The sequence below is a fragment of the Streptomyces sp. JN8 genome, assembly GCF_055808075.1.
Genome location: NZ_CM147852.1, coordinates 3,874,770 through 3,893,105 on the forward strand (window position 1 = coordinate 3,874,770; position 18,336 = coordinate 3,893,105).

Annotated in this window: 19 protein-coding genes; 9 read left to right on the plus strand and 10 right to left on the minus strand. The window is 74.0% G+C overall.

The genetic code is table 11. The annotated features are described in order from the left end of the window. Positions 1 to 91: 91 nt before the first annotated feature. Positions 92 to 733 carry a DUF461 domain-containing protein gene (locus tag ACY0MR_RS16895; RefSeq protein ID WP_388792259.1) on the plus strand — a complete coding sequence of 214 codons (642 nt, stop codon included), beginning with the start codon at positions 92 to 94 and terminating at the stop codon, positions 731 to 733. Positions 734 to 852: 119 nt separating this feature from the next. Here the strand turns inward: ACY0MR_RS16895 and phoP are convergent, their stop codons facing one another. After that, positions 853 to 1,524, minus strand: a complete 672-nt coding sequence (phoP, locus tag ACY0MR_RS16900; RefSeq protein WP_466728736.1) for a two-component system response regulator PhoP — start codon at positions 1,522 to 1,524, stop codon at positions 853 to 855. Positions 1,525 to 1,529: 5 nt separating this feature from the next. Beyond that, positions 1,530 to 2,759, minus strand: a complete 1,230-nt coding sequence (phoR, locus tag ACY0MR_RS16905) for a two-component system sensor histidine kinase PhoR (protein ID WP_388792257.1) — start codon at positions 2,757 to 2,759, stop codon at positions 1,530 to 1,532. A 279-nt stretch (positions 2,760 to 3,038) separates the two neighbouring features. On the opposite strand from phoR, the gene phoU reads away from it, so the two are divergent. Further along, on the plus strand, positions 3,039 to 3,719 hold the full coding sequence (gene phoU / locus ACY0MR_RS16910) for a phosphate signaling complex protein PhoU (protein ID WP_148003163.1): 681 nt from the start codon (positions 3,039 to 3,041) through the stop codon (positions 3,717 to 3,719). Positions 3,720 to 3,809: 90 nt separating this feature from the next. After that, the gene (locus ACY0MR_RS16915) at positions 3,810 to 3,968 is read left to right on the plus strand and encodes a hypothetical protein (RefSeq protein ID WP_361853118.1); all 159 of its coding nucleotides are present in this window, start codon (positions 3,810 to 3,812) and stop codon (positions 3,966 to 3,968) included. Positions 3,969 to 4,182: 214 nt separating this feature from the next. Here ACY0MR_RS16915 and ACY0MR_RS16920 read toward each other — a convergent pair whose 3' ends face one another. Together ACY0MR_RS16920 and ACY0MR_RS16925 are read right to left on the minus strand one after the other, a co-directional pair. Then, positions 4,183 to 4,650: a GNAT family N-acetyltransferase gene (locus ACY0MR_RS16920; RefSeq protein WP_473561422.1), complete on the minus strand. Its 468-nt coding sequence runs from the start codon at positions 4,648 to 4,650 to the stop codon at positions 4,183 to 4,185. A 169-nt stretch (positions 4,651 to 4,819) separates the two neighbouring features. Further along, positions 4,820 to 5,578, minus strand: a complete 759-nt coding sequence (locus ACY0MR_RS16925; RefSeq protein WP_361853112.1) for a phosphoglyceromutase — start codon at positions 5,576 to 5,578, stop codon at positions 4,820 to 4,822. A gap of 126 nt (positions 5,579 to 5,704) precedes the next feature. On the opposite strand from ACY0MR_RS16925, the gene ACY0MR_RS16930 reads away from it, so the two are divergent. Next, the gene (locus ACY0MR_RS16930) at positions 5,705 to 7,165 is read left to right on the plus strand and encodes an MDR family MFS transporter (protein ID WP_473561424.1); all 1,461 of its coding nucleotides are present in this window, start codon (positions 5,705 to 5,707) and stop codon (positions 7,163 to 7,165) included. On the opposite strand, the gene ACY0MR_RS16935 is transcribed toward ACY0MR_RS16930, so the two are convergent. After that, a complete protein-coding gene (locus ACY0MR_RS16935; RefSeq protein WP_473561425.1) occupies positions 7,128 to 8,126 on the minus strand; it encodes an MBL fold metallo-hydrolase in 999 nt (332 codons plus the stop codon). The two genes, ACY0MR_RS16930 and ACY0MR_RS16935, sit on opposite strands and share 38 nt — an antisense overlap. Positions 8,127 to 8,231: 105 nt before the next feature. On the opposite strand from ACY0MR_RS16935, the gene ACY0MR_RS16940 reads away from it, so the two are divergent. Next, positions 8,232 to 9,209 carry an AraC family transcriptional regulator gene (locus ACY0MR_RS16940; RefSeq protein WP_388792248.1) on the plus strand — a complete coding sequence of 326 codons (978 nt, stop codon included), beginning with the start codon at positions 8,232 to 8,234 and terminating at the stop codon, positions 9,207 to 9,209. A 198-nt stretch (positions 9,210 to 9,407) separates the two neighbouring features. Here ACY0MR_RS16940 and ACY0MR_RS16945 read toward each other — a convergent pair whose 3' ends face one another. Further along, positions 9,408 to 9,929 (minus strand): type III secretion system chaperone family protein, encoded by a 522-nt coding sequence (locus tag ACY0MR_RS16945; RefSeq protein ID WP_388792246.1) that lies wholly within the window; start codon positions 9,927 to 9,929, stop codon positions 9,408 to 9,410. Continuing rightward, a complete protein-coding gene (mshA, locus tag ACY0MR_RS16950; protein WP_388792244.1) occupies positions 9,922 to 11,289 on the minus strand; it encodes a D-inositol-3-phosphate glycosyltransferase in 1,368 nt (455 codons plus the stop codon). Before mshA ends, ACY0MR_RS16945 begins: the two co-directional genes overlap by 8 nt. Positions 11,290 to 11,653: 364 nt before the next feature. On the opposite strand from mshA, the gene ACY0MR_RS16955 reads away from it, so the two are divergent. The 3 genes from ACY0MR_RS16955 to ACY0MR_RS16965 all read left to right on the plus strand — a co-directional run bounded on the left by ACY0MR_RS16955 (position 11,654) and on the right by ACY0MR_RS16965 (position 15,653). Then, on the plus strand, positions 11,654 to 12,487 hold the full coding sequence (locus ACY0MR_RS16955) for a class I SAM-dependent methyltransferase (protein ID WP_473561428.1): 834 nt from the start codon (positions 11,654 to 11,656) through the stop codon (positions 12,485 to 12,487). Between the two features lie 202 nt (positions 12,488 to 12,689). Beyond that, a complete protein-coding gene (locus ACY0MR_RS16960) occupies positions 12,690 to 13,739 on the plus strand; it encodes a C40 family peptidase (RefSeq protein ID WP_388792240.1) in 1,050 nt (349 codons plus the stop codon). Between the two features lie 651 nt (positions 13,740 to 14,390). Further along, positions 14,391 to 15,653: a PP2C family protein-serine/threonine phosphatase gene (locus ACY0MR_RS16965; protein WP_388792238.1), complete on the plus strand. Its 1,263-nt coding sequence runs from the start codon at positions 14,391 to 14,393 to the stop codon at positions 15,651 to 15,653. A gap of 233 nt (positions 15,654 to 15,886) precedes the next feature. Here ACY0MR_RS16965 and ACY0MR_RS16970 read toward each other — a convergent pair whose 3' ends face one another. The 3 genes from ACY0MR_RS16970 to ACY0MR_RS16980 form a co-directional block, all read right to left on the minus strand. After that, entirely contained in the window at positions 15,887 to 16,228 is a 342-nt protein-coding gene (locus ACY0MR_RS16970) for a DUF2516 family protein (protein WP_361860015.1), read from the minus strand. Positions 16,229 to 16,317: 89 nt separating this feature from the next. Then, the gene (locus tag ACY0MR_RS16975; RefSeq protein WP_388792234.1) at positions 16,318 to 16,914 is read right to left on the minus strand and encodes a hypothetical protein; all 597 of its coding nucleotides are present in this window, start codon (positions 16,912 to 16,914) and stop codon (positions 16,318 to 16,320) included. Between the two features lie 53 nt (positions 16,915 to 16,967). Beyond that, positions 16,968 to 17,444, minus strand: coding sequence for a helix-turn-helix domain-containing protein (locus ACY0MR_RS16980; RefSeq protein WP_473561430.1), 477 nt, complete (start codon positions 17,442 to 17,444; stop codon positions 16,968 to 16,970). Between the two features lie 151 nt (positions 17,445 to 17,595). Here ACY0MR_RS16980 and ACY0MR_RS16985 point away from each other — a divergent pair, with 151 nt between their 5' ends. Beyond that, on the plus strand, positions 17,596 to 18,288 hold the full coding sequence (locus tag ACY0MR_RS16985) for an ATP-dependent endonuclease (RefSeq protein ID WP_361860024.1): 693 nt from the start codon (positions 17,596 to 17,598) through the stop codon (positions 18,286 to 18,288). Positions 18,289 to 18,336: the final 48 nt, after the last annotated feature.

The following is an 18,336-nucleotide window of genomic DNA, read 5'->3' on the forward strand; positions in this document are numbered from 1 at the left end:
CCGATCTTCGGTCCCGTCGTCGGTCCTTGGTTCCACAGCTGTCCGAAGCCTGTCCGTAGCCTGTCCGTACGTCCTAGGAGATGCCGCCGCCGTGAGCCGCAGCCTTCGACGCGGCGCCCTCGCCGCCACCGCCATCGTTCTCTCCGTCGCCGCGCTGTCCGCCTGTGGTGCGGGCAACGACGCGCAGACGCTCGGCATCAAGCCGGACAACGCCGCCGTCACGGTGGACGACGTCAAGATCCAGAACGCGCTGGTGATCACCCAGCCCCTGGACGTGGCCAAGGGCCCGGCCGTCGTCTCGGCCACCGTCTTCAACAACGGCGACGAGCCCCAGACCCTGGAGTCCATCACCCTGCCGGGCAGCGCCGGCACCGCGGTGGCGCTCAAGGCCGCCTCCGGCACCGGGCCGATCGTCGTCCCGGCCAACGGCTCCGTCGTGATCGGCGGCGAGGGCAACGCCTCCGCGGTCATCGCGAACGGCAGCGAGGCCACCCGCGACGGCGACGCGCAGAAGGTCGTCTTCAAGCTGAGCCGGACCGGCGACGTGGGCCTGAGCGCCTTCGTGGTCCCGGCCGCCAGCTACTTCAAGGACTTCGGCCCCACCATCCTCCCGGCTCCCCCGGGCGCCCAGCCGACCGCCTCCGCCTCGCCCTCGGGCGCGGCCGAGGGCGAGCACGGCGGAGAGGCCTCCGGCGAGCCGTCGGGCGAGGCGAGCCACGCGGCCGGCCACTGACCCGTACGCACGCGGAAAGGGCGCCCTCCCCGGCGGGGAGGGCGCCCTTCGCCGTACGCGGCGACGGCGGGGGTCGGGACCGGGCCGGCGCACCGCCGGCGACCCGACCGGGCCGGTGTCTACGGCTCGAACTTGTAGCCCAGGCCACGGACCGTGACCAGGTAGCGCGGGGCGCCCGGGTCGGGCTCGATCTTGGCGCGGAGGCGCTTCACGTGGACGTCGAGGGTCTTCGTGTCGCCGACGTAGTCCGCGCCCCAGACCCGGTCGATGAGCTGCATGCGGGTCAGCACGCGGCCCGCGTTGCGCAGCAGCATCTCCAGGAGGTCGAACTCCTTCAGGGGCAGGTCGACCTTGCCGCCCGCGACCGTCACCACGTGGCGGTCGACGTCCATGCGGACCGGACCGGCCTCCAGGGCCGCGGGGGTGACCTCCTCCGGCTCGCCGCGGCGGCGCAGCACCGCGCGGATGCGGGCGACCAGCTCCCGCGAGGAGAAGGGCTTCGTCACGTAGTCGTCGGCTCCTATCTCCAGCCCGACGACCTTGTCGATCTCGCTGTCCTTGGCCGTCACCATGATGACGGGGACGTTCGAGCGCCCGCGGAGCTGCCGGCACACCTCGGTGCCGGGCAGGCCCGGAAGCATCAGGTCGAGGAGGACGAGGTCGGCCCCGTTGCGCTCGAACTCGTCGAGGCCGTCGGGCCCGGTCGCCGCTACCGCGACTTCGAAACCCTCCTTGCGAAGCATGTAGGACAGGGCGTCGCTGAAGGATTCCTCATCCTCGACGACAAGCACTCGGGTCACGGAAGGACCTCCGGGGCAGGAAGCGGTTCGGTCATGAGATCAGGGGTGGGGGACGAGGCGGGTCGGCGGTCCCGTACGGCGCCCGCCTCGGGCAGCCGCAAGGTGAAGGTGGAGCCCTGGCCCTCGGTGCTCCAGACGGTGACCTCTCCGCCGTGGGAGGCGGCCACGTGCTTGACGATGGCCAGGCCGAGTCCGGTGCCGCCGGTGGCACGGGAGCGGGCCGGGTCGACGCGGTAGAAGCGCTCGAAGACGCGCTCCTTGTCCTTGTCGGGGATGCCGATGCCCTGGTCGGTGACGGCTATCTCGATCAGGTCGCCGCCGGGCGCGGCGATCTTGCGGGCCGCGATGCCGACGCGGGTGTGGGCGGGCGAGTAGTTGACGGCGTTCTCGACCAGGTTGCCGAGGGCGGCGGCGAGCTGGCCGCGGCTGCCCCAGACCCGCAGGTCGGCGGTGCCTCCGGACGCCATGGTGATCTGCTTGGTGGTGGCGGTGTGCCGGGAGCGGTCGATCGCCTCGTCGACGAGTTCGTCCACGGACACCGGCTCGGAGTCCTCCAGCGGGTCGTCGTTCTGCACGCGGGAGAGGTCGATGAGCTCCTGTACGAGGTTGGTGAGGCGGGTCGCCTCGATCTGCATGCGGCCGGCGAAGCGGGTGACCGCCTCGGGGTCGTCCGAGGCGTCCATGACGGCCTCGGAGAGCAGGGAGAGCGCGCCCGTCGGGGTCTTGAGCTCATGGCTGACGTTGGCGACGAAATCGCGCCGTACCGCCTCGATGCGGCGGGCCTCGGTGAGGTCCTCGACCAGCAGCAGCACGAGCCGCGAGCCCAGCGGGGCGACTCGCGCGGACACGGCGAGTGCCTCGCCGCGGCCGCTGCCGCGCCGGGCCAGGTCCAGCTCGACCTGTCGTATCTCGCCGTCGCGGCGGGTGTCACGGGCCATGTTGAGCATGGGCTCGACGGCCAGTTTCCCGCCGCGGACCAGGCCGAGCGCGTACGCCGCCGAGCTGGCCTTCACCACGGAGTCGCTCTCGTCGAGGACGACCGCGGAGGAGCGCAGTACGGACAGCACGGTGTCGACGCCGGGCGGGAGCACGGCGTCGGTGTGCAGGGAGGTGCGGGTGGGTCTGGCCTGGTCGCGCTCGCTCCAGCGGAACGCCAGCATGGCGATCACGCCGGTGCACACGCCGGCGATCGCGGCCAGGGCGGCGACCGCCGCGTTCACGTCCATGCCTCCCAGGTTATGCGGGTGCGAGGACTCTCTCCCAGCCGTCCGAGTGGCTCCTCGAACACTCGTCGCTCAGAGTTCACCCCGAGGACCGGAGTGGTTCACATGCTCCGGGAGGGCCGACGGCTTACGTCGCCCAGAGTTCACCTTGGGGAAAGTATTGATTCATGTGTGCGGGTGGAGCCGGACGCGTGCGGGACGGAAGGTGGGAGCGTGGGGATCCGAGGCCCCCATCCGGACCCCCCCGGAGCTGTGCCGAGCTGTGCGTAGAGAGGGACATCCATGCGGGACGCGTACCACGAGGAACTGGACTCGATCGGCGAGAGCCTGGTCGAGATGGCCCGCCTCGTCGGGTCCGCGGTCGGACGCGCCACCACGGCGATGCTCGACGCGGACCTCAAGCTGGCGGAGAGCGTGATCGCCGCCGACCAGAAGGTCGACGACCTCCAGCACGAGCTGGAGGCCCGGGCGATAGCGCTGCTCGCGCGGCAGCAGCCGGTCGCGACGGACCTGCGGATCGTGGTCACGTCGCTGCGGATGAGCGCCGACCTGGAGCGCTCGGGCGACCTGGCGCAGCACGTGGCGAAGCTCGCCCGGCTGCGCTTCCCCGACACGGCGGTGCCCCGGGACCTGCACGCGACCATCCTGGAGATGGGGCAGCTGGCGCAGCGCCTGATGGCGAAGGCGGCGGAGGTCATCATCACGAAGGACGTCGACCTGGCGCTGCAGCTGGAGACGGACGACGACGAGATGGACCTGCTGCACCGGACGCTGTTCCAGCACCTGATCGACGACCGCTGGAAGCACGGCATCGAGACGGCGGTCGACGTGACGCTGCTCGGCCGCTACTACGAGCGGTTCGCGGACCACGCGGTGTCGGTGGCGAAGCGCGTGGTGTACCTGGTGACGGGCGAGCACGCGGACGAGCTGCAGGCGGCGGACGCGCCGGTCGAGGGCGCGTAGCGGGCGGGCGCCGATGCGCCGTTGATGCGCCGGTCCGGGTGGGCATGCAATGGGGGGAGGCGATGTGCGCCTCGAAAGGGAGGGACCCCCATGGCCGATTCCCCCAACCCGACCGCGACCACCTCAGGGGCGGAGGCACCGCGCGAGGCGGTGCACCTGCCCCTGCTGGGCGCCTGCGGCTGCGGCTCCGGCTGCGGCTGCGGCTGCCAGTCGGGCGGCCCGTGCCAGTGCGGCGGCTGCTCCGGCTGACCGGGATGTGTGGAGGGGGCGGGGCGAGGACGCGACATCCGCGACCTCGGCCCGCCTCGGTCCGGCACGGGCCGGCACGGGCCGGTTCGGTCCTGGGCGGGCCTTCGGTTCGGTCCTGCGTGGGCCTCCGGTTCGGTCCGCCCCGGGCCGGTTCGGTCCGCGTCGACCTGTTCGGCCTGGTCCGGCCGGCCCCGGGCCCGCTCCGTCCGCCGGACTAGAGGTCCAGCACGCCGACGACCTGCTCGCCGCTGGTCTCCCCCGTCGGGCGGAACCCGAGCCGCTCGTAGAAGGCGCCGGGCCCGTCCCGGCCGGGCTCCCAGGTGACGTACAGCTGGGAGGCGCCGCGCCGGCGCAGTTCGTCGCGGACGGCTTCGACGGCGAACCGGCCGTACCCCTTGCCCTGCCCGTCGGCGGCGATGTTGAGCCGCCAGAGACCGCTGCGGCGGTCCTCGGGGTCCTTCTCGGCGTTCCACCGGAGGTCGAGGAAGGCCATCAGGAAGCCGACGATCTCGTCCCCGTCGAAGATCAGCCGCGGCCAGGCGGCCTCCCCGAAGGCATACGCCTCGGCGAGGGAACGCACGACGGGGGCGACGTTCCGCTCCTGATGGGGATGCACCCGCAGGGCGAGCGCGGCGTCGACGGTGGCGGGGGTGATCTTCTCCAGACGGAGCGACGTACTCATGGGGCGGAGGCTAGCGAGGACGTACGGATCCGGCGCGCGAATTCCCGCCCCGCGGGCGTCCGGTGGCCGCACCGGAGCCCGCCCGGAGCCGTCGCCGGACCGGGGCCGGATGTGGAGGAGCCCCCCGCCCGGCGGGGCCGGTGGGGGGCTCTTCCCGAGCTGGGGCCCGTTACTTCTTGCCCTGGTTCTTGACCGCCTCGATGGCGGCCGCCGCGGCCTCCGGGTCGAGGTAGGTGCCGCCCGGGTTGAGGGGCTTGAAGTTCTCGTCCAGCTCGTAGGAGAGCGGGATGCCCGTCGGGATGTTGAGGCCCGCGATGGCCTCGTCCGAGATGCCGTCGAGGTGCTTCACGAGCGCGCGGAGGCTGTTGCCGTGGGCCGCGACCAGGACCGTGCGGCCCGACAGCAGGTCCGGGACGATCGCGTCGTACCAGTACGGGAGCATGCGCTCCACGACGTCCTTCAGGCACTCGGTGTCCGGGCGCAGCTCCGGCGGGATCGTCGCGTAGCGGGCGTCGTGCGCCTGCGAGAACTCGCTGTCGTCCGAGAGCGGCGGCGGCGGGGTGTCGTACGAGCGGCGCCAGAGCATGAACTGCTCCTCGCCGAACTCGGCGAGCGTCTGGGCCTTGTCCTTGCCCTGCAGGGCGCCGTAGTGGCGCTCGTTCAGGCGCCACGAGCGGTTGACCGGGATCCAGTGGCGGTCCGCGGACTCCAGCGCGAGCTGGGCGGTGCGGATGGCGCGCTTCTGGAGGGAGGTGTGCAGGACGTCGGGGAGCAGGCCGGCGTCCTTCAGCAGCTCGCCGCCGCGCGTCGCCTCCTTCTCACCCTTGGCGGTGAGGTTCACGTCCACCCAACCGGTGAACAGATTCTTCTCGTTCCACTCGCTCTCGCCATGGCGGAGGAGGATCAGCTTGTACGGTGCGTCGGCCATGCGTACGAGCCTAATGGACCTCCGACGATTGACGCGCGTCGTCAATTCGCTGGCGTCCGACACCTGAGATACGTAAGTTACGAGGGCCGCAAGCGGGACTTACACACAGCAGGGGGCCGGCCACACATGTCCATCGACTCGCTCAGACGATCAGCCAGCGCGACCGTCTCCGGGCTTCCGCGGGGCTTCTGGTGGCTGTGGCTGTCGACCCTGGTCAACCGCACCGGGGCCTTCGTCCTGACCTTCCTCTCGCTCTACCTGACGGTGGAGCTCGGGCACTCGGCCTGGTTCGCCGGACTCGTCGTCGCCCTCCACGGCCTCGGCGGCGTCGCCGGCTCGCCGCTCGGCGGCGCGCTCACCGACCGCTGGGGCCGCCGCCCCACGATGGTCACGATGCACCTCGCGGCCGCCGCGTCCGCCGCCGCCCTCGCCGTCGTCACCAGCGCCTGGGCGATCGCGACGGTCGTCCTCCTCATGGGCGTCGCGATGCAGGCGGTCCGGCCCTCGATCAACGCGACCATCGCCGACATGGTCCCCGCCCACGACGTGCGCCGGGCCTACGCCCTCAACTACTGGGCCCTGAACCTCGGCTTCGCCATCGCCTCCATCGGCGGCGGCGCCGCGATCTTCCTCGGGTACCGGACGCTGTTCGTCGTGGACGCCGTCGCGACCACCCTGTGCGCCGTCATCGTCTTCCTCCGGCTCCCCGAGACCCGCCCCGAGGCGAAGACCGACCAGGCCGGCCGGCCGGTCGCCGCGGCCGAGGTCAGCATGCTGACCGTGCTGCGCGACGCGCCCTTCCGCACCCTCGTCCTGCTCAACCTCCTCGTCTGCCTGGTCTTCACCGCCCCCTGGATCGGTCTCCCCCTCACCATGGCGGACCAGGGCCTCTCGCCCTCGTCGTACGGTGTCGTGATCGCCGTCAACGGCATCGTGATCGTCGGCTTCCAACTCCTCGTCAACAGGCTGACCGACAAGCGCTCCCCCGTCGTCCTGCTCACCCTCTCCTCGCTGCTCTTCGCCCTCGGCACCGGCGCCACCGCCCTCGCCGGCTCCTCCGTGGTGGCCTTCGCCGCGACCGTCGTCGTCTGGACCGTCGGCGAGATGATCCACGTCCCGACGAACGCCGCGGCCACCGCGCTCCTCGCCCCCGAGCACGCCCGCGGCCGCTACCAGGGCGTCATGGGCATGTCCTGGGCCGTCGCCGGGTTCGTCGCCCCGATCGGCGCCGGCGCGATCGTCGGCGGACCCGGTCCCGACGTCCTGTGGGCCGCGACCTTCGCCATCGGCGTCCTCGCCGCCGTCGGCTACACCCTGCGGCTCCGCAAGGCCCTCTGCGAGGACGGCGCCGGCGGCGGTACGAGGGCGGCCGACGGTGTCCGGGGGACCGACGGCGACGACGCCGGGGAGACCGCCGTCGGCGGCGTCCGGGTCGTCGACGGCGGCACCCTGCCGGACGACGGCGGCGACGAGGTCGGAGTCGTCGTCGTGAGCGTCGGCGATGCCGGCGACGCCGTGGGCGTCGTCGCCGCCGGCGGGACGTCCGCCGTCAGCCCCTCGGCCGACGCTCCCGCCCCGCGAGCCTGAAACCCTCCCCGTCCCTGCGCACTTCGGCGGTGCCCGAGCCGCCGAAGTGCGCGGGGACGACCAGTTCCCGCCGGTCGGCGGCCCGTTCGAGGATCCGGCGGCGGCTCGCCGCGGCCTCCCGGGCGTCCAGGCAGAAGCAGCTGTTGTGCCCGGGGTCGAGGATCTGCACGGGGCTGTGCAGCAGGTCGCCCACGAACACCGCCCGCTCCCCCTTCGACGCGAGCCGCAGGACGGCCGAGCCGGGCGTGTGCCCGGGCGCGGACTCCAGGGTGAGGTGCTCGTCGATGCGGTGGAACCCGTCCCAGAGCACGGCCTGCCCCGAGCGGTGGAGGGGCGCGACGCTGTCCTCGTAGACGAGGCGGTCGTGCGGGGCGCGGCCGCCGCCGTAGGCGTTGTCCGGGCCGAAGTGGGCGTCGTCCGCCGCGGGCAGGAGGTACTCGGCGCGCGGGAAGGTCGGCACCCACTCCGGGCCGGCACCGCCACTGCCCCCGGCACCGCCGCCCGCACCGCCCGGGTCTCCGTCGCCCTCCCCGTACCCCGCGCCGTCCGAGCCGTCGGCCGCCCGGGTGTTCCAGCCGACGTGGTCGGCGTGGAGGTGGGTGTTGACGACGACGTCCACGTCCTCCGGCCGTACCCCGGCGCGCTCCAGGCGGCCGAGGAAGTCCCCCCGCCAGTGGTGGAACCGCGGCGCGCCGGGGCGCTCGCGCCCGTTGCCCACCCCCGTGTCGACCAGCACCGTCCGGCCCGCGCTGCGCAGCACCCAGGTCTGCAGTGCCATGACCGCCCGGTCGCCCTCGGGGTCCCAGTGGTCCGGTGCCAGCCAGTCCCGGTTGTCCCGCCACGTCCGCCCGGCGGCCGTGGGGACGAGCTCGGCGGCGCCCGCGAACGGCCCCTGCCATTCGACGACCCGGACGATCTCGACGTCCCCCAGCACCGTGCGCTCTGCGCTCTCCTGTGTCATGCCTCGACGTTAGGCAGCGCCGGTGAGACTCTCCATGCCCGTACGGCTCCACCGGATACGCGTACGGCTCACCCAAGGCCCCGCGGGCGGGGCTACGCTGGCGCGATGGACGTGGTGAGCGACGCGATCTCGGCGGTACGGATCGGGCGGCCCTCCTCGCGGCGGGTGCGGGTCGCCGGCCGCTGGTGCACCCGGCTCGCGGCGTACGGGGGCGCGGGCTTCCACGTCGTCCTGGAGGGGCGCTGCTGGCTGCTGCCCGACGGCGGCGAGCCGGTCGCACTCGGCCCCGGCGACGCCGTCCTGCTGCCGCACGGCACCGGACACGTGATGGCGGACGGCCCCGCCGACGCGGCGAGGCTCGCGCGCGCCGTGCCCTTCGAGCGGTGGCTGGACGGGACGGCGTCGCGGCCCCCGCCCGCCGGCCCCGGGGAGGACGCGGGGGACGGTCCCGCGGTCGAGATGCTGTGCGGCAAGTACCGGCTCGACCGCAGCCACGTCCATCCGCTCCTCGCGGAGCTCCCCCCGGTGGTGCACCTGCCGCACCGGACCGGCCACGGCGTCCCCGGCGACGGGGGCGCCGATTCCGGCCTCCGCGCCGCCATCGCCCTCCTCGGCGGCGAGGTGGGCGAGCGGCTGCCCGGCTCCGCGGTCGCCCTGCCGAGCCTGCTCGACCTGCTCCTCGTCTACATGATCCGGTCCTGGACGGCGGGAGCGGGCGGCGCGGGCGGGAGCTGGCCGGCGGCCCTCGGCGACCCGGTGACCGCCGCCGCTCTGCGGGCGGTGCACTCCGACCCGGCCGCCGCGTGGACCGTCGACCTGCTCGCGGCCGAGGCCGGGGTGTCCCGTCCCACGCTGGCCCGCCGGTTCACCGGTCTCGTGGGCCGGCCTCCGATGGCGTACCTCACCTGGTGGCGGCTGACCCGTGCGGCCGCGCTGCTCCGGGACACCGGGGATCCGCTGGCCGCCGTCGCCCGGCGCGTCGGTTACAGCACGCCGTACGCCCTGTCGCACGCCTTCCGCCGGGAGTTCGGCACCACTCCGGGCCGGTACCGCGCGGGCCTGGCCGCCGCCACCGCCGACTGAGCGCGCTGCGCCGCGCCCGGGTGCGCCGGCCGGGCGCACCGGGCCGGGGCTGCCGCAGGCCTCCGGGAAGGGGCCCGTCGTCGTGGTGGGTGGCCGGGCACCGGGCCCCCGGCCCGGAGGGTGGCGCGGTGACAGGTCGCCGGTGACCGGGCTTCGGCTACCGGCCCGGACGCCGCCGGACCCGCGGCGCCGGGCGGGTCACTCGGCGGCGGTGCCGGTGCCGGTGCCGGGCTTCTGGGTGAGGTTCTTGAACGCGTCGAGGTTCCGGGTCGACTCGCCGCGCGAGACCCGCCACTCGTACTCGCGCCGGATCGCCGAGGCGAAACCGAGCTCCAGGAGCGTGTTGAAGTCGCCGTCCGCCGCCTCCAGGACCGAACCGAGCAGCCGGTCGAGCTCCTCGGGCGTCACCGCGGCGAGCGGCAGCTTGCCGGCCAGGTAGACGTCGCCGAGACCGTCGATCGCGTAACTCACCCCGTACAGACGGAGGTTGCGCTCCAGCAGCCAGCGGTGGACCCCCGGCTCGTTCTCGTCCGGGTGTCGGATGACGAAGGCGTTGAGGGAGAGCGAGTGGCGACCGAGGCGCAGCGAGAGCGTCGTGAACAGCTTGCGCGTGCCGGGGAGTTTCACCACGTACGAGCCCGGCTCGGGGGACTCCCACTCCAGTTCCGCGTCCTTGAAGGTGTCCTCGACGATCCGTCGGACGTCCTCGGTCTCAGCCATGGTGGGAGCGTACGCGACGGCGGGTGTCGCGCAGCCGGTGGTCGTGTACGGCGGCCGTGTAGACGTCCGCCGTGCCCGACGCCGCCGTGTCCCAGCCGAAGGAGCCGGCGTGCAGCGCCGCCGCCGCTCCCATCCGGTCCGAGAGGGACGGGTCCGCCACGAAGCGCCCGAGCGCGCGGGCGTAGTCCACCGGGTCGTGCCCCTGGACGAGGAAGCCGGTCACACCGTCCCGTACGGCGACGGGCAGGCCGCCCACCGCGGCCGCGACGACGGGGGTGCCGGCCGCCTGCGCCTCGATCGCGACCAGGCCGAAGGACTCGCTGTAGGACGGCATGACGAGGACGCTCGCCGCGCGGAACCAGTCGGCCAGGCGGTCCTGGCCCACCGGCGGGTGGAAGCGCACGAGGTCCGCCAGACCGAGCCGGGCGGCCAGCTTCTGCAGCTCCTCCGGCTTCGCCAGACCGCTGCCGCTCGGTCCGCCGACCACGGGCACGATCATGCGCGAGCGCAGCGAGGGCTCCCGGTCGAGCAGCTCGGCGGCGGCGCGCAGCAGGATGTCCGGCGCCTTCAGCGGCTGGATGCGGCCGGCGAAGACCGGGATGAAGGCGTCCTGCGGAAGCCCGAGCCGCGCGCGGGCGGCGGCCCGGCCGTCGGCGGGGCGGAAGTGGTCCAGGTTGACGCCGGGGTGGACGACCGCGATCTTGCCGGGGTCGGCGTCGTAGAAGCGGGCGAGCTCGTCGGCCTCCTCCGCGGTGTTCGCGATGAGCCGGTCGGCCGCGTCGACGATCTGCGTCTCGCCGATCACCCGGGCGGCGGGCTCGGGGGTGTCGCCCTCGGCGAGCGCCGCGTTCTTGACCTTCGCCATGGTGTGCATGGCGTGGACGAGCGGGACGCCCCAGCGCTGGGCGGCCAGCCAGCCGACGTGGCCGGAGAGCCAGTAGTGGGAGTGGACGAGGTCGTAGTGGCCGGGCCGGTGGCCCGCCCACGCCTGCATCACCCCGTGGGTGAAGGCGCAGAGCTGGGCCGGCAGCTCCTCCTTGGCCAGACCCTCGTACGGTCCGGCGTCGACGTGCCGGACGAGGACGCCGGGGGTGAGCTCGACGACCGGGGGGAGGCCGCCCGTGGTGGCCCGGGTGAAGATCTCGACCTCGATGTCGATGGCGGCGAGTCGTTTCGCCAGCTCGACTATGTAGACGTTCATGCCGCCCGCGTCGCCCGTGCCCGGCTGGTGCAGCGGGGAGGTGTGGACGCTGAGCATGGCCACGCGGCGCGGGGTGCGGTTCCGGCCGGGGAGCCGGAGCCGGGCCGGTGCCGGGTGCCGGTGCCGGGTGCCGGCGAACCGGGACACGTACTGGCTCACGTCGGCGGTCCTTCCGCTCGGGGGCGAACGCATCGGGTCCGACACGTCGGGGCCGGTCGCGTCGGGCTGAGCGCGTCCGGCCGGTCGGGTCGGTGCCGGACCCACCGCCGGACCCGCGGTCGGGGTCCGGCGCCGGTGCCGGAGCCGACCCCGGTACGGGGCTCGGCTCGAACCCGGTACCAGGCGTCGGTGCCGGCCTCGTTCCCGAGCCCGGCGCCGTGGGCATGGCGGCGGGAGGACGTGGTGCGCCCTCCGGCCGGGACAACACCGGAACGGAACCTTTCATTTCCACCCCGGACGCCGCTTTGCCAATTCATTACCGGGGGCGCTCAACCCCCCACCCCCACCCCGTAACCTTTCGGACATGGCCCCGCGCACCACCCGCCCCCACAGCTCCGCCCAGGGCCGCCCCCGGTCCCCCTCGCCCGTCGGCACCCCGACCCGCGGGACCACCAACCCCAACCGTCTGCGCCGCATGGACCGCTGGATCGCCGCCGTCCACGGCCCCGCGCTGCGCCGCTCCCCCGAGCCGCCGCTCGCCGTGGACCTGGGCTACGGAGCCGCGCCCTGGACCGCCGTCGAGCTCCTCGCCCGGCTGCGCACCGCCGAACCCCGCACGCGGCTGTACGGCATCGAGATCGAGCCCGCCCGCGTCGAGGCCGCCAAGCCCTACGAGCACGAGGGCCTCTCCTTCCTGCACGGCGGCTTCGAGGTGCCCGTGCCCGGCCGGGTCGCCCTGATCCGGGCGGCGAACGTGCTGCGCCAGTACGACCAGGAGCAGGTCGCGGCGGTCTGGGAGCGGCTGCGCGGGCGGCTCGCGCCGGGCGGGCTGCTCGTGGAGGGCACCTGCGACGAGATCGGGCGCCGGCACGTCTGGGTCGCGCTCGACGCGGGCGGGCCGCGGACGGTGACCTTCGCGACCCGGCTCGGATCCCTCGACCGGCCCTCGGACCTGGCGGAGCGGCTGCCGAAGGCGCTGATCCACCGCAACGTGCCGGGCGAGCCGGTGCACGCGTTCCTGCGGGACTTCGACCGGGCCTGGGCGGCGGCGGCCCCGTACGCCTCCCTCGGCGCGCGGCAGCGGTGGATCCGCTCGGCCCGCGACCTGGCGGCGGACTGGCCGCTGACGGACGGGCCCCGGCGGTGGCGCCAGGGCGAACTGACGGTGCGGTGGGAGGCGCTGGCGCCGCGGGGGTGAGCGGGCCCGCTCACCTGCCGACTTCCGCCGCATCTCCCCCGCTCCGGGAACGCATCGCCCGTATCTCTCGTCCCCCGTGGGGGGACCTGATCCGGTAGGCCCTGGTCTCCCCTGTTGCTTTACGGTTTCGCATGGCACTATCGCCAAGGTCAGCAGCAAGTTACTGACGGTAAATCAGATCTGGTCACTTGAGGGGGAGCTCGTGAACCGACGCCGCCACGCCACCGCCGCGATCACCGTGATCTGCGCCTTGACCGTGCTGGCCTCGCCCGCGCTGACCCTCCAGGCCGCCGCCTCACCGCTTCCGCCGCCGGCTCCGAAGAAGACCCTGGAGGAGGTGCGCAAGGAGATAGACACCCTGTACCGCCAGGCCGCCGTCGCCACCGACGCGTACAACCTCGCGGAGGAGCGGACGAAGCAGCAGACGGACGAGATCGTCCGGGTGGCCCTGATGATCGTGGAGGGCCGCGAGAAGATCGAGTCCCTCAAGGCCCGGGCCGGCGCCACCGCACGCGCCCAGTACCGCAACGGCGGTCTCCCCGACGGCGCGCAGCTCGTCCTCACGACCGACCCCCAGCTCTTCCTCGACAACGCGGGGCGCCTCAAGGCCGGTGCGAAGGCCACCACCGACCTGCTCGGCGAAATGAACCGCACCCAGGCCCAGTTGGACGTCTACGCCAAGGACGCCGGCGTGAACTGGACCAAGCTGGAGGCCAACCGCGTGCGGCAGGCCCAGGCGAAGAAGGAGATCGACGGCAAGATCGCCGCCGCGAAGAAGCTGGAGTCCGAACTCGCCGCCGAGGAGCGGGAGCGGCTGCGCCGGCTGGAGGAGCAGGCGCAGTCCCGGGCCCAGACGACCTGGCTCGGCACCGGCGTCCTCGCCGGCCTCAAGGGGGACACGACTCCGGCCGCGAAGAAGGCGATCGAGTTCGCGACCGCGCAGATCGGCAAGCCGTACGTGTGGGGCGCCGAGGGGCCGGACTCGTACGACTGCTCCGGCCTGACCCAGCTCGCCTGGGGCACGGCCGGCCACCCGATACCCCGCACCTCCCAGGAGCAGTGGCGACTGCTGCCCCGCGTGGACGTCAAGGACATGCGGCCGGGCGACCTGATCGTCTACTTCAAGGACGCGAGCCACATCGGGATGTACGTCGGCAACGGCACGATGGTGCACGCACCGCGCCCCGGCCGGAACGTGACGCTCGCGGGAGCGGGCTCGATGGAGATCCTGGGCGTGGTCCGCCCGTCGTGAGGCGGTCGTGGCGCCGGGGCACGTCGGGCGTGACGCCGGCGGGAGGCCGGGGCACGTCGGGCGTGACGCCGGCGGGAGGCCGGGGCACGTCGGGCGTGACGCCGGCGGGAGGCCGGGGCACGTCGGGCGTGACGCCGGCGGGAGGCCGGGCGTGGCTCGTGGAGTGAGGACCGGCGGGACGGACGCGGGCACGGCGGCGGGCCGGGGCGCGGGCACGGGCCGGGGCGCGGGCCGAGGCACGGAGGCGGACACCAGCTCAGAGGCGGACACCGGCGCGGCGGTGGGCACGGGCCGGGCGGCGGGGTTCCGCCCGACGTGAGGCATCCCACGCCCGGTCACGGAACCGCGCGGCGCCGTCCCGGCGTGACCTTTCTCATTGCCCCTGGGGCGCCTTGGCGGCCGTACGGGGGCAAGTACCTCCCCTTCCGCGGCATATGCCAATCCCGCCACGGAGGCCGACCCGCTGATCACCATTCCGCTGCGCACCGCCCTACCGCTATGGTCCGGGACGGGCGGGACGCCACCCGGCGCCCTGCGCACCCTCGGGGGGAGGGAAGGAAACCCGGACCGATGCCCGTATCCGTACCGCGTCAGAGAAACGTCTCTGCCGTTGCGGGACCCGGCGACGTCGCCCCTACGGACGCCACCGCCATGGACGCCACCGCTATGACAGGCACAGTCACAGGCACCGACCGCACCGATCTCACCCTCCTGGTCGTCGAGGACGACCCGGCGGGTGTCCTCGCCGTACCCGAACTCCTCGACGCCGCGGACGCCGCCGGCACCCGGGTCCGCATCCGCACCGCCCGCAACCTCACGGAGGCCGAGCGGCTCCTCACCGACGACGTCCACTGCGTCCTCGTCGACCTGTCGCTGCCCGGCCCCCGGGCCGCCGCGGGGGACGACCCGCTCGCTCCCCTGCGCCACATCCTGCGGCTGGCCCCGCGGCACGCGGTCCTCGCCCTCGCGACCTCCGCGGACGCCGAGCTGGCGGCCGAGGCCGTCCGCGTCGGCGCCCAGGACCACCTCTTCCGCGAGGAGCTCGACGGACGGCTGCTGAGCCGCGCCATCCGGTACGCGGTCGAGCGCAAGCGCGCCGACGCCGTCCAGGTGAAGCTCGCCGAGTCCCGGCTCCGCGCGCAGGAGAACGCCCGCCTGGAGCGCGGACTGCTCCCCACGCCCCTCCTGCAGGGCTCCGACCTCAGGTTCGCGGCCCGCTACCGGCCCGGCCGCTCCCGCGCGCTGCTCGGCGGCGACTTCTACGACGTGGTCCGCACCCCGGACGGCACCGTCCACGCCATGATCGGCGACGTGTGCGGCCACGGCCCCGACGAGGCCGCGCTCGGCGTCGAGCTGCGGATCGCCTGGCGGGCCCTGACCTTCGCGGGCCTGTGCGGGGACGAGCTGCTCTCCACGATGCAGCAGGTCCTGGAGCACGAGCGGGAGAGCGAGGAGATCTTCGCGACCCTCTGCACCGTGGACATCGCGCCCGACGGGCGGCGCGCGGGCCTCTGCCTCGCGGGGCACCCCTCGCCGCTGATCGCGCGCCAGGGGCGGGCCGCCCGCCTGCTGCCGTACGAGGACGGCGGCCCGGCGCTCGGGCTGCTGCCGCGCGCCCGCTGGCCGCGCCGACAGGTCGAGCTCGGCGGGGCGTGGAGCCTGCTGATGTACACGGACGGACTGATCGAGGGGCGGTCGGCGGGTCCCGGCTCGCCGCGGCTCGGCCAGGACGGGATGGTCGGCATGATCAACCGGCAGCTGACCTCGGGTCTGCGGGGCGACGAGCTCCTGGACGCGGCGGTGACGGAGGTCCGGTCCCTGAACGGCGGAGAGCTGACGGACGACGTCGCGGTCCTGGCCCTGGAGAGGGACCGGGACGGGGACAGGGCACGGGGCCGGACGACCACGGTCTGAACGAGCGGGCGCGCGGCTCGGAGCCGGCCCGCGGCCCGGGGCCGGACCCCCGCCGTCTGAGCGACCGCCCCGGGCGGCTCGGAGGCCCGGCAGGCGAGGCCCCGCCTGCGGCACCGTGCGCGGAGAGACGGAAAGGGGACAGGACCCGGGGCGGGTGCCCCGGGTCCTGTCCCCTTCGTCGCGTCCGTGGCGCCGTACCGGCGCCGCCCTCGGCCGTGTCGCGGCCTCCGGTTCTAGCGGCCGCCGTTGTACGGGCCGTACGGGCCGTCGCTGCTGGAGCCGCCGCCCCGGCGCCCGCCGCCGCCCGACACCTGCTGGAGCGCGGGGCGGACGTCCACCATGAAGACGATGGCCGCGATCACGCCCGCGATCTGCAGGAACAGCATCGGGAAGAGCAGGTTCAGGGCGAGGTTGATGCCCAGGACGATCAGCCAGAACTTCTTCGTCTGCTTCTCGGCGGCGCGGTACGCGTCCTCGCGCGCCATGGCGGCGAAGACGAGCGCGGCGACGGCGAAGCCGGTGAAGATCAGGAACATCACCAGGGAGAGGAGGGAGTCGAATCCCGCGCGCAACATGCTGAGCACCGCCTAGGGAAGAGGGGAAGAGCGCCTCGCGGTCAAGGTACCCGGTTCAACGCACCAGGTACCCGGATTGGTGCCCGGTACTACGCCTTCTCGGCGGAGGCGCCGGCCTTCTTGGCGGGTGCCTTGCGGGCGGTGGTCTTGCGGGCGGGGGCCTTCTTGGCCGCCGCGGGCTCGGAGGCGGGCTCGGGCACGACGGCGGCCTTCACCGGCTCCTCGGCCTTCGCGTCCTCGTCCTTCGACGCCTCCGGCTCGACGACGATGGCGATCTCGGTGATCTCCTCGGCGACCTCGCCGCGCCAGGCCCGGACGGCCTCCTCGCCGTGGGCGGCGACCTCCTCGTACTTCTCGCGCGCCTTGACGGCGTACTCGGCGGCCACGCCGACACCGCGCAGGGCGAGGTCCTGGGCGGTCTCGCCGAGCTTCTTCAGGTCCGTGTCGAGTCCGCCGACGACGTCGGCGAACCGCGACTGAACGGAGGCCTGGGCCTCCTTCGCCTGCGCGGTGACCTTCTCCTGCACGGCCTTGGGGTCGGTGTTGCGCACGGCCTCGATGCGGGCGGGCGCCTCGGCGGCGATCTGCTCGATCAGGCCGGGAACCTTCTTGGCCTGCTGCACGGCGAGGTCCGCGGTGCCGGCGGCGAAGTAGAGGGGCGTACGCAGTTCGTCGATGATGGCCATGCTGGTGGTCCTCCCGGATGTGGCGTGCGCGAGCGAGCGCTGGTCAGGGGCGGTCAGGCATCGGGCGACGCGTCGACGGGCCGCTCGGCGGCCGCGGCGCGGGCGCCTGCGGGATCTTCGGTCGTACCGACGGGTGCAAAGTCGGCGGGCGCCTCGGCGCTTCCGGCGGCCGCGGCCGCCGCCTCGGCGGCGTTCTCCTTGCGGAAGGAGTCGTAGATCTGGAGCAGCACCTGCTTCTGCCGCTCGTTGATCGAGGGATCGGCGAGGACGACGGCGCGCGTCTCCAGCTCCTCCCGCTCCGTCTCGTCGAGGATCCCGGCCCGTACGTAGAGCGTCTCGGCGGAGATCCGCAGCGCCTTCGCGACCTGCTGCAACACCTCGGCGCTGGGCTTCCGCAGCCCCCGCTCGATCTGGCTCAGGTACGGGTTGGACACCCCGGCCGCGTCGGCCAGCTGCCGCAGGGACAGCTGCGCGGTCCTCCGCTGCTCGCGGAGGTACTCACCGAGATTGCCGACGTTGAGCGATGCCATGCCCCGACCATGCCAGCCTTTGCTAACTATTGCAAGCAGCCGCTTGCAAGAGTCGCCCTCGGCCGGACGACGGGCCCGGCACGGGGCCGACGGCCCCGCCGCCCCGGAAATCCCCGTGATCTTCACCGCCCCGGCTGGGAGACTGGGACCCATGCAGACGACGACGGAGCGCTTCCGAGCGGCGGTCCGGGAGTGGGCGGCCGACGGCGCGGGAGCCCCGGCAGCCGCCGAGGTCGCCCGCGCGCTCGCGGCCGGCACCGGGCTGCGCACGGCGGTGCTCGTGGAGGGGGTCAGCGACCACGTCGCGCTCGACGCCCTCGCCGCCCGGCACGGCCGCTCCCTCGACGCCGAGGGCATCGCCGTCGTCCCGCTCGGCGGCGCGACCAACATCGGCAGGTTCGTGCACCTCCTCGGGCCCCGGGGCCTCGACGTGCCGCTCGCCGGTCTGTGCGACGCCGGCGAGGAACGCCACTTCTCGGCCGCCCTCGACCGGGAGGGGCTGGGCCACGGCCTCACCCGCGCCGGCATGGAGCCGCTCGGCTTCTACGTCTGCGATGCCGACCTGGAGGAGGAGCTGATCCGTTCCCTCGGCGCCGAGGGAGTGCAGCGGGTCATCGACGCCCAGGGCGACCTGCGGGCCTTCCGGATCTTCCAGAAGCAGCCCGCGCAGCGGCAGCGCGAGGTCGAGCGGCAGCTGCGCCGCTTCATGGGCACCATCAGCGGCCGCAAGAGCCAGTACGCCCGCTCGCTCGTCGACGCCCTCGACCTCCACGAGGTGCCCCGCCCGCTCGACCGGCTCCTCGCCCACGTGACCGCGTCCCCGCAGCCGGCCCCCCGCGACTGACGCCGGCCCCACGCCCCGGGAGGACCCCCGCCCCGGTCCCGGCGCGCC

Bases quoted from the DNA above. Each gene is read 5' to 3' on its own strand.
- phoR (WP_388792257.1), bottom strand. From the start codon at position 2,759: ATGGACGTGAACGCGGCGGTCGCCGCCCTGGCCGCGATCGCCGGCGTG.
- phoU (WP_148003163.1), top strand. From the start codon at position 3,039: ATGCGGGACGCGTACCACGAGGAACTGGACTCGATCGGCGAGAGCCTG.
- ACY0MR_RS16915 (WP_361853118.1), top strand. From the start codon at position 3,810: ATGGCCGATTCCCCCAACCCGACCGCGACCACCTCAGGGGCGGAGGCA.
- ACY0MR_RS16920 (WP_473561422.1), bottom strand. From the start codon at position 4,650: ATGAGTACGTCGCTCCGTCTGGAGAAGATCACCCCCGCCACCGTCGAC.
- ACY0MR_RS16925 (WP_361853112.1), bottom strand. From the start codon at position 5,578: ATGGCCGACGCACCGTACAAGCTGATCCTCCTCCGCCATGGCGAGAGC.
- ACY0MR_RS16930 (WP_473561424.1), top strand. From the start codon at position 5,705: ATGTCCATCGACTCGCTCAGACGATCAGCCAGCGCGACCGTCTCCGGG.
- ACY0MR_RS16935 (WP_473561425.1), bottom strand. From the start codon at position 8,126: ATGACACAGGAGAGCGCAGAGCGCACGGTGCTGGGGGACGTCGAGATC.
- ACY0MR_RS16940 (WP_388792248.1), top strand. From the start codon at position 8,232: ATGGACGTGGTGAGCGACGCGATCTCGGCGGTACGGATCGGGCGGCCC.
- ACY0MR_RS16945 (WP_388792246.1), bottom strand. From the start codon at position 9,929: ATGGCTGAGACCGAGGACGTCCGACGGATCGTCGAGGACACCTTCAAG.
- ACY0MR_RS16955 (WP_473561428.1), top strand. From the start codon at position 11,654: ATGGCCCCGCGCACCACCCGCCCCCACAGCTCCGCCCAGGGCCGCCCC.
- ACY0MR_RS16965 (WP_388792238.1), top strand. From the start codon at position 14,391: ATGGACGCCACCGCTATGACAGGCACAGTCACAGGCACCGACCGCACC.
- ACY0MR_RS16970 (WP_361860015.1), bottom strand. From the start codon at position 16,228: ATGTTGCGCGCGGGATTCGACTCCCTCCTCTCCCTGGTGATGTTCCTG.
- ACY0MR_RS16975 (WP_388792234.1), bottom strand. From the start codon at position 16,914: ATGGCCATCATCGACGAACTGCGTACGCCCCTCTACTTCGCCGCCGGC.
- ACY0MR_RS16980 (WP_473561430.1), bottom strand. From the start codon at position 17,444: ATGGCATCGCTCAACGTCGGCAATCTCGGTGAGTACCTCCGCGAGCAG.
- ACY0MR_RS16985 (WP_361860024.1), top strand. From the start codon at position 17,596: ATGCAGACGACGACGGAGCGCTTCCGAGCGGCGGTCCGGGAGTGGGCG.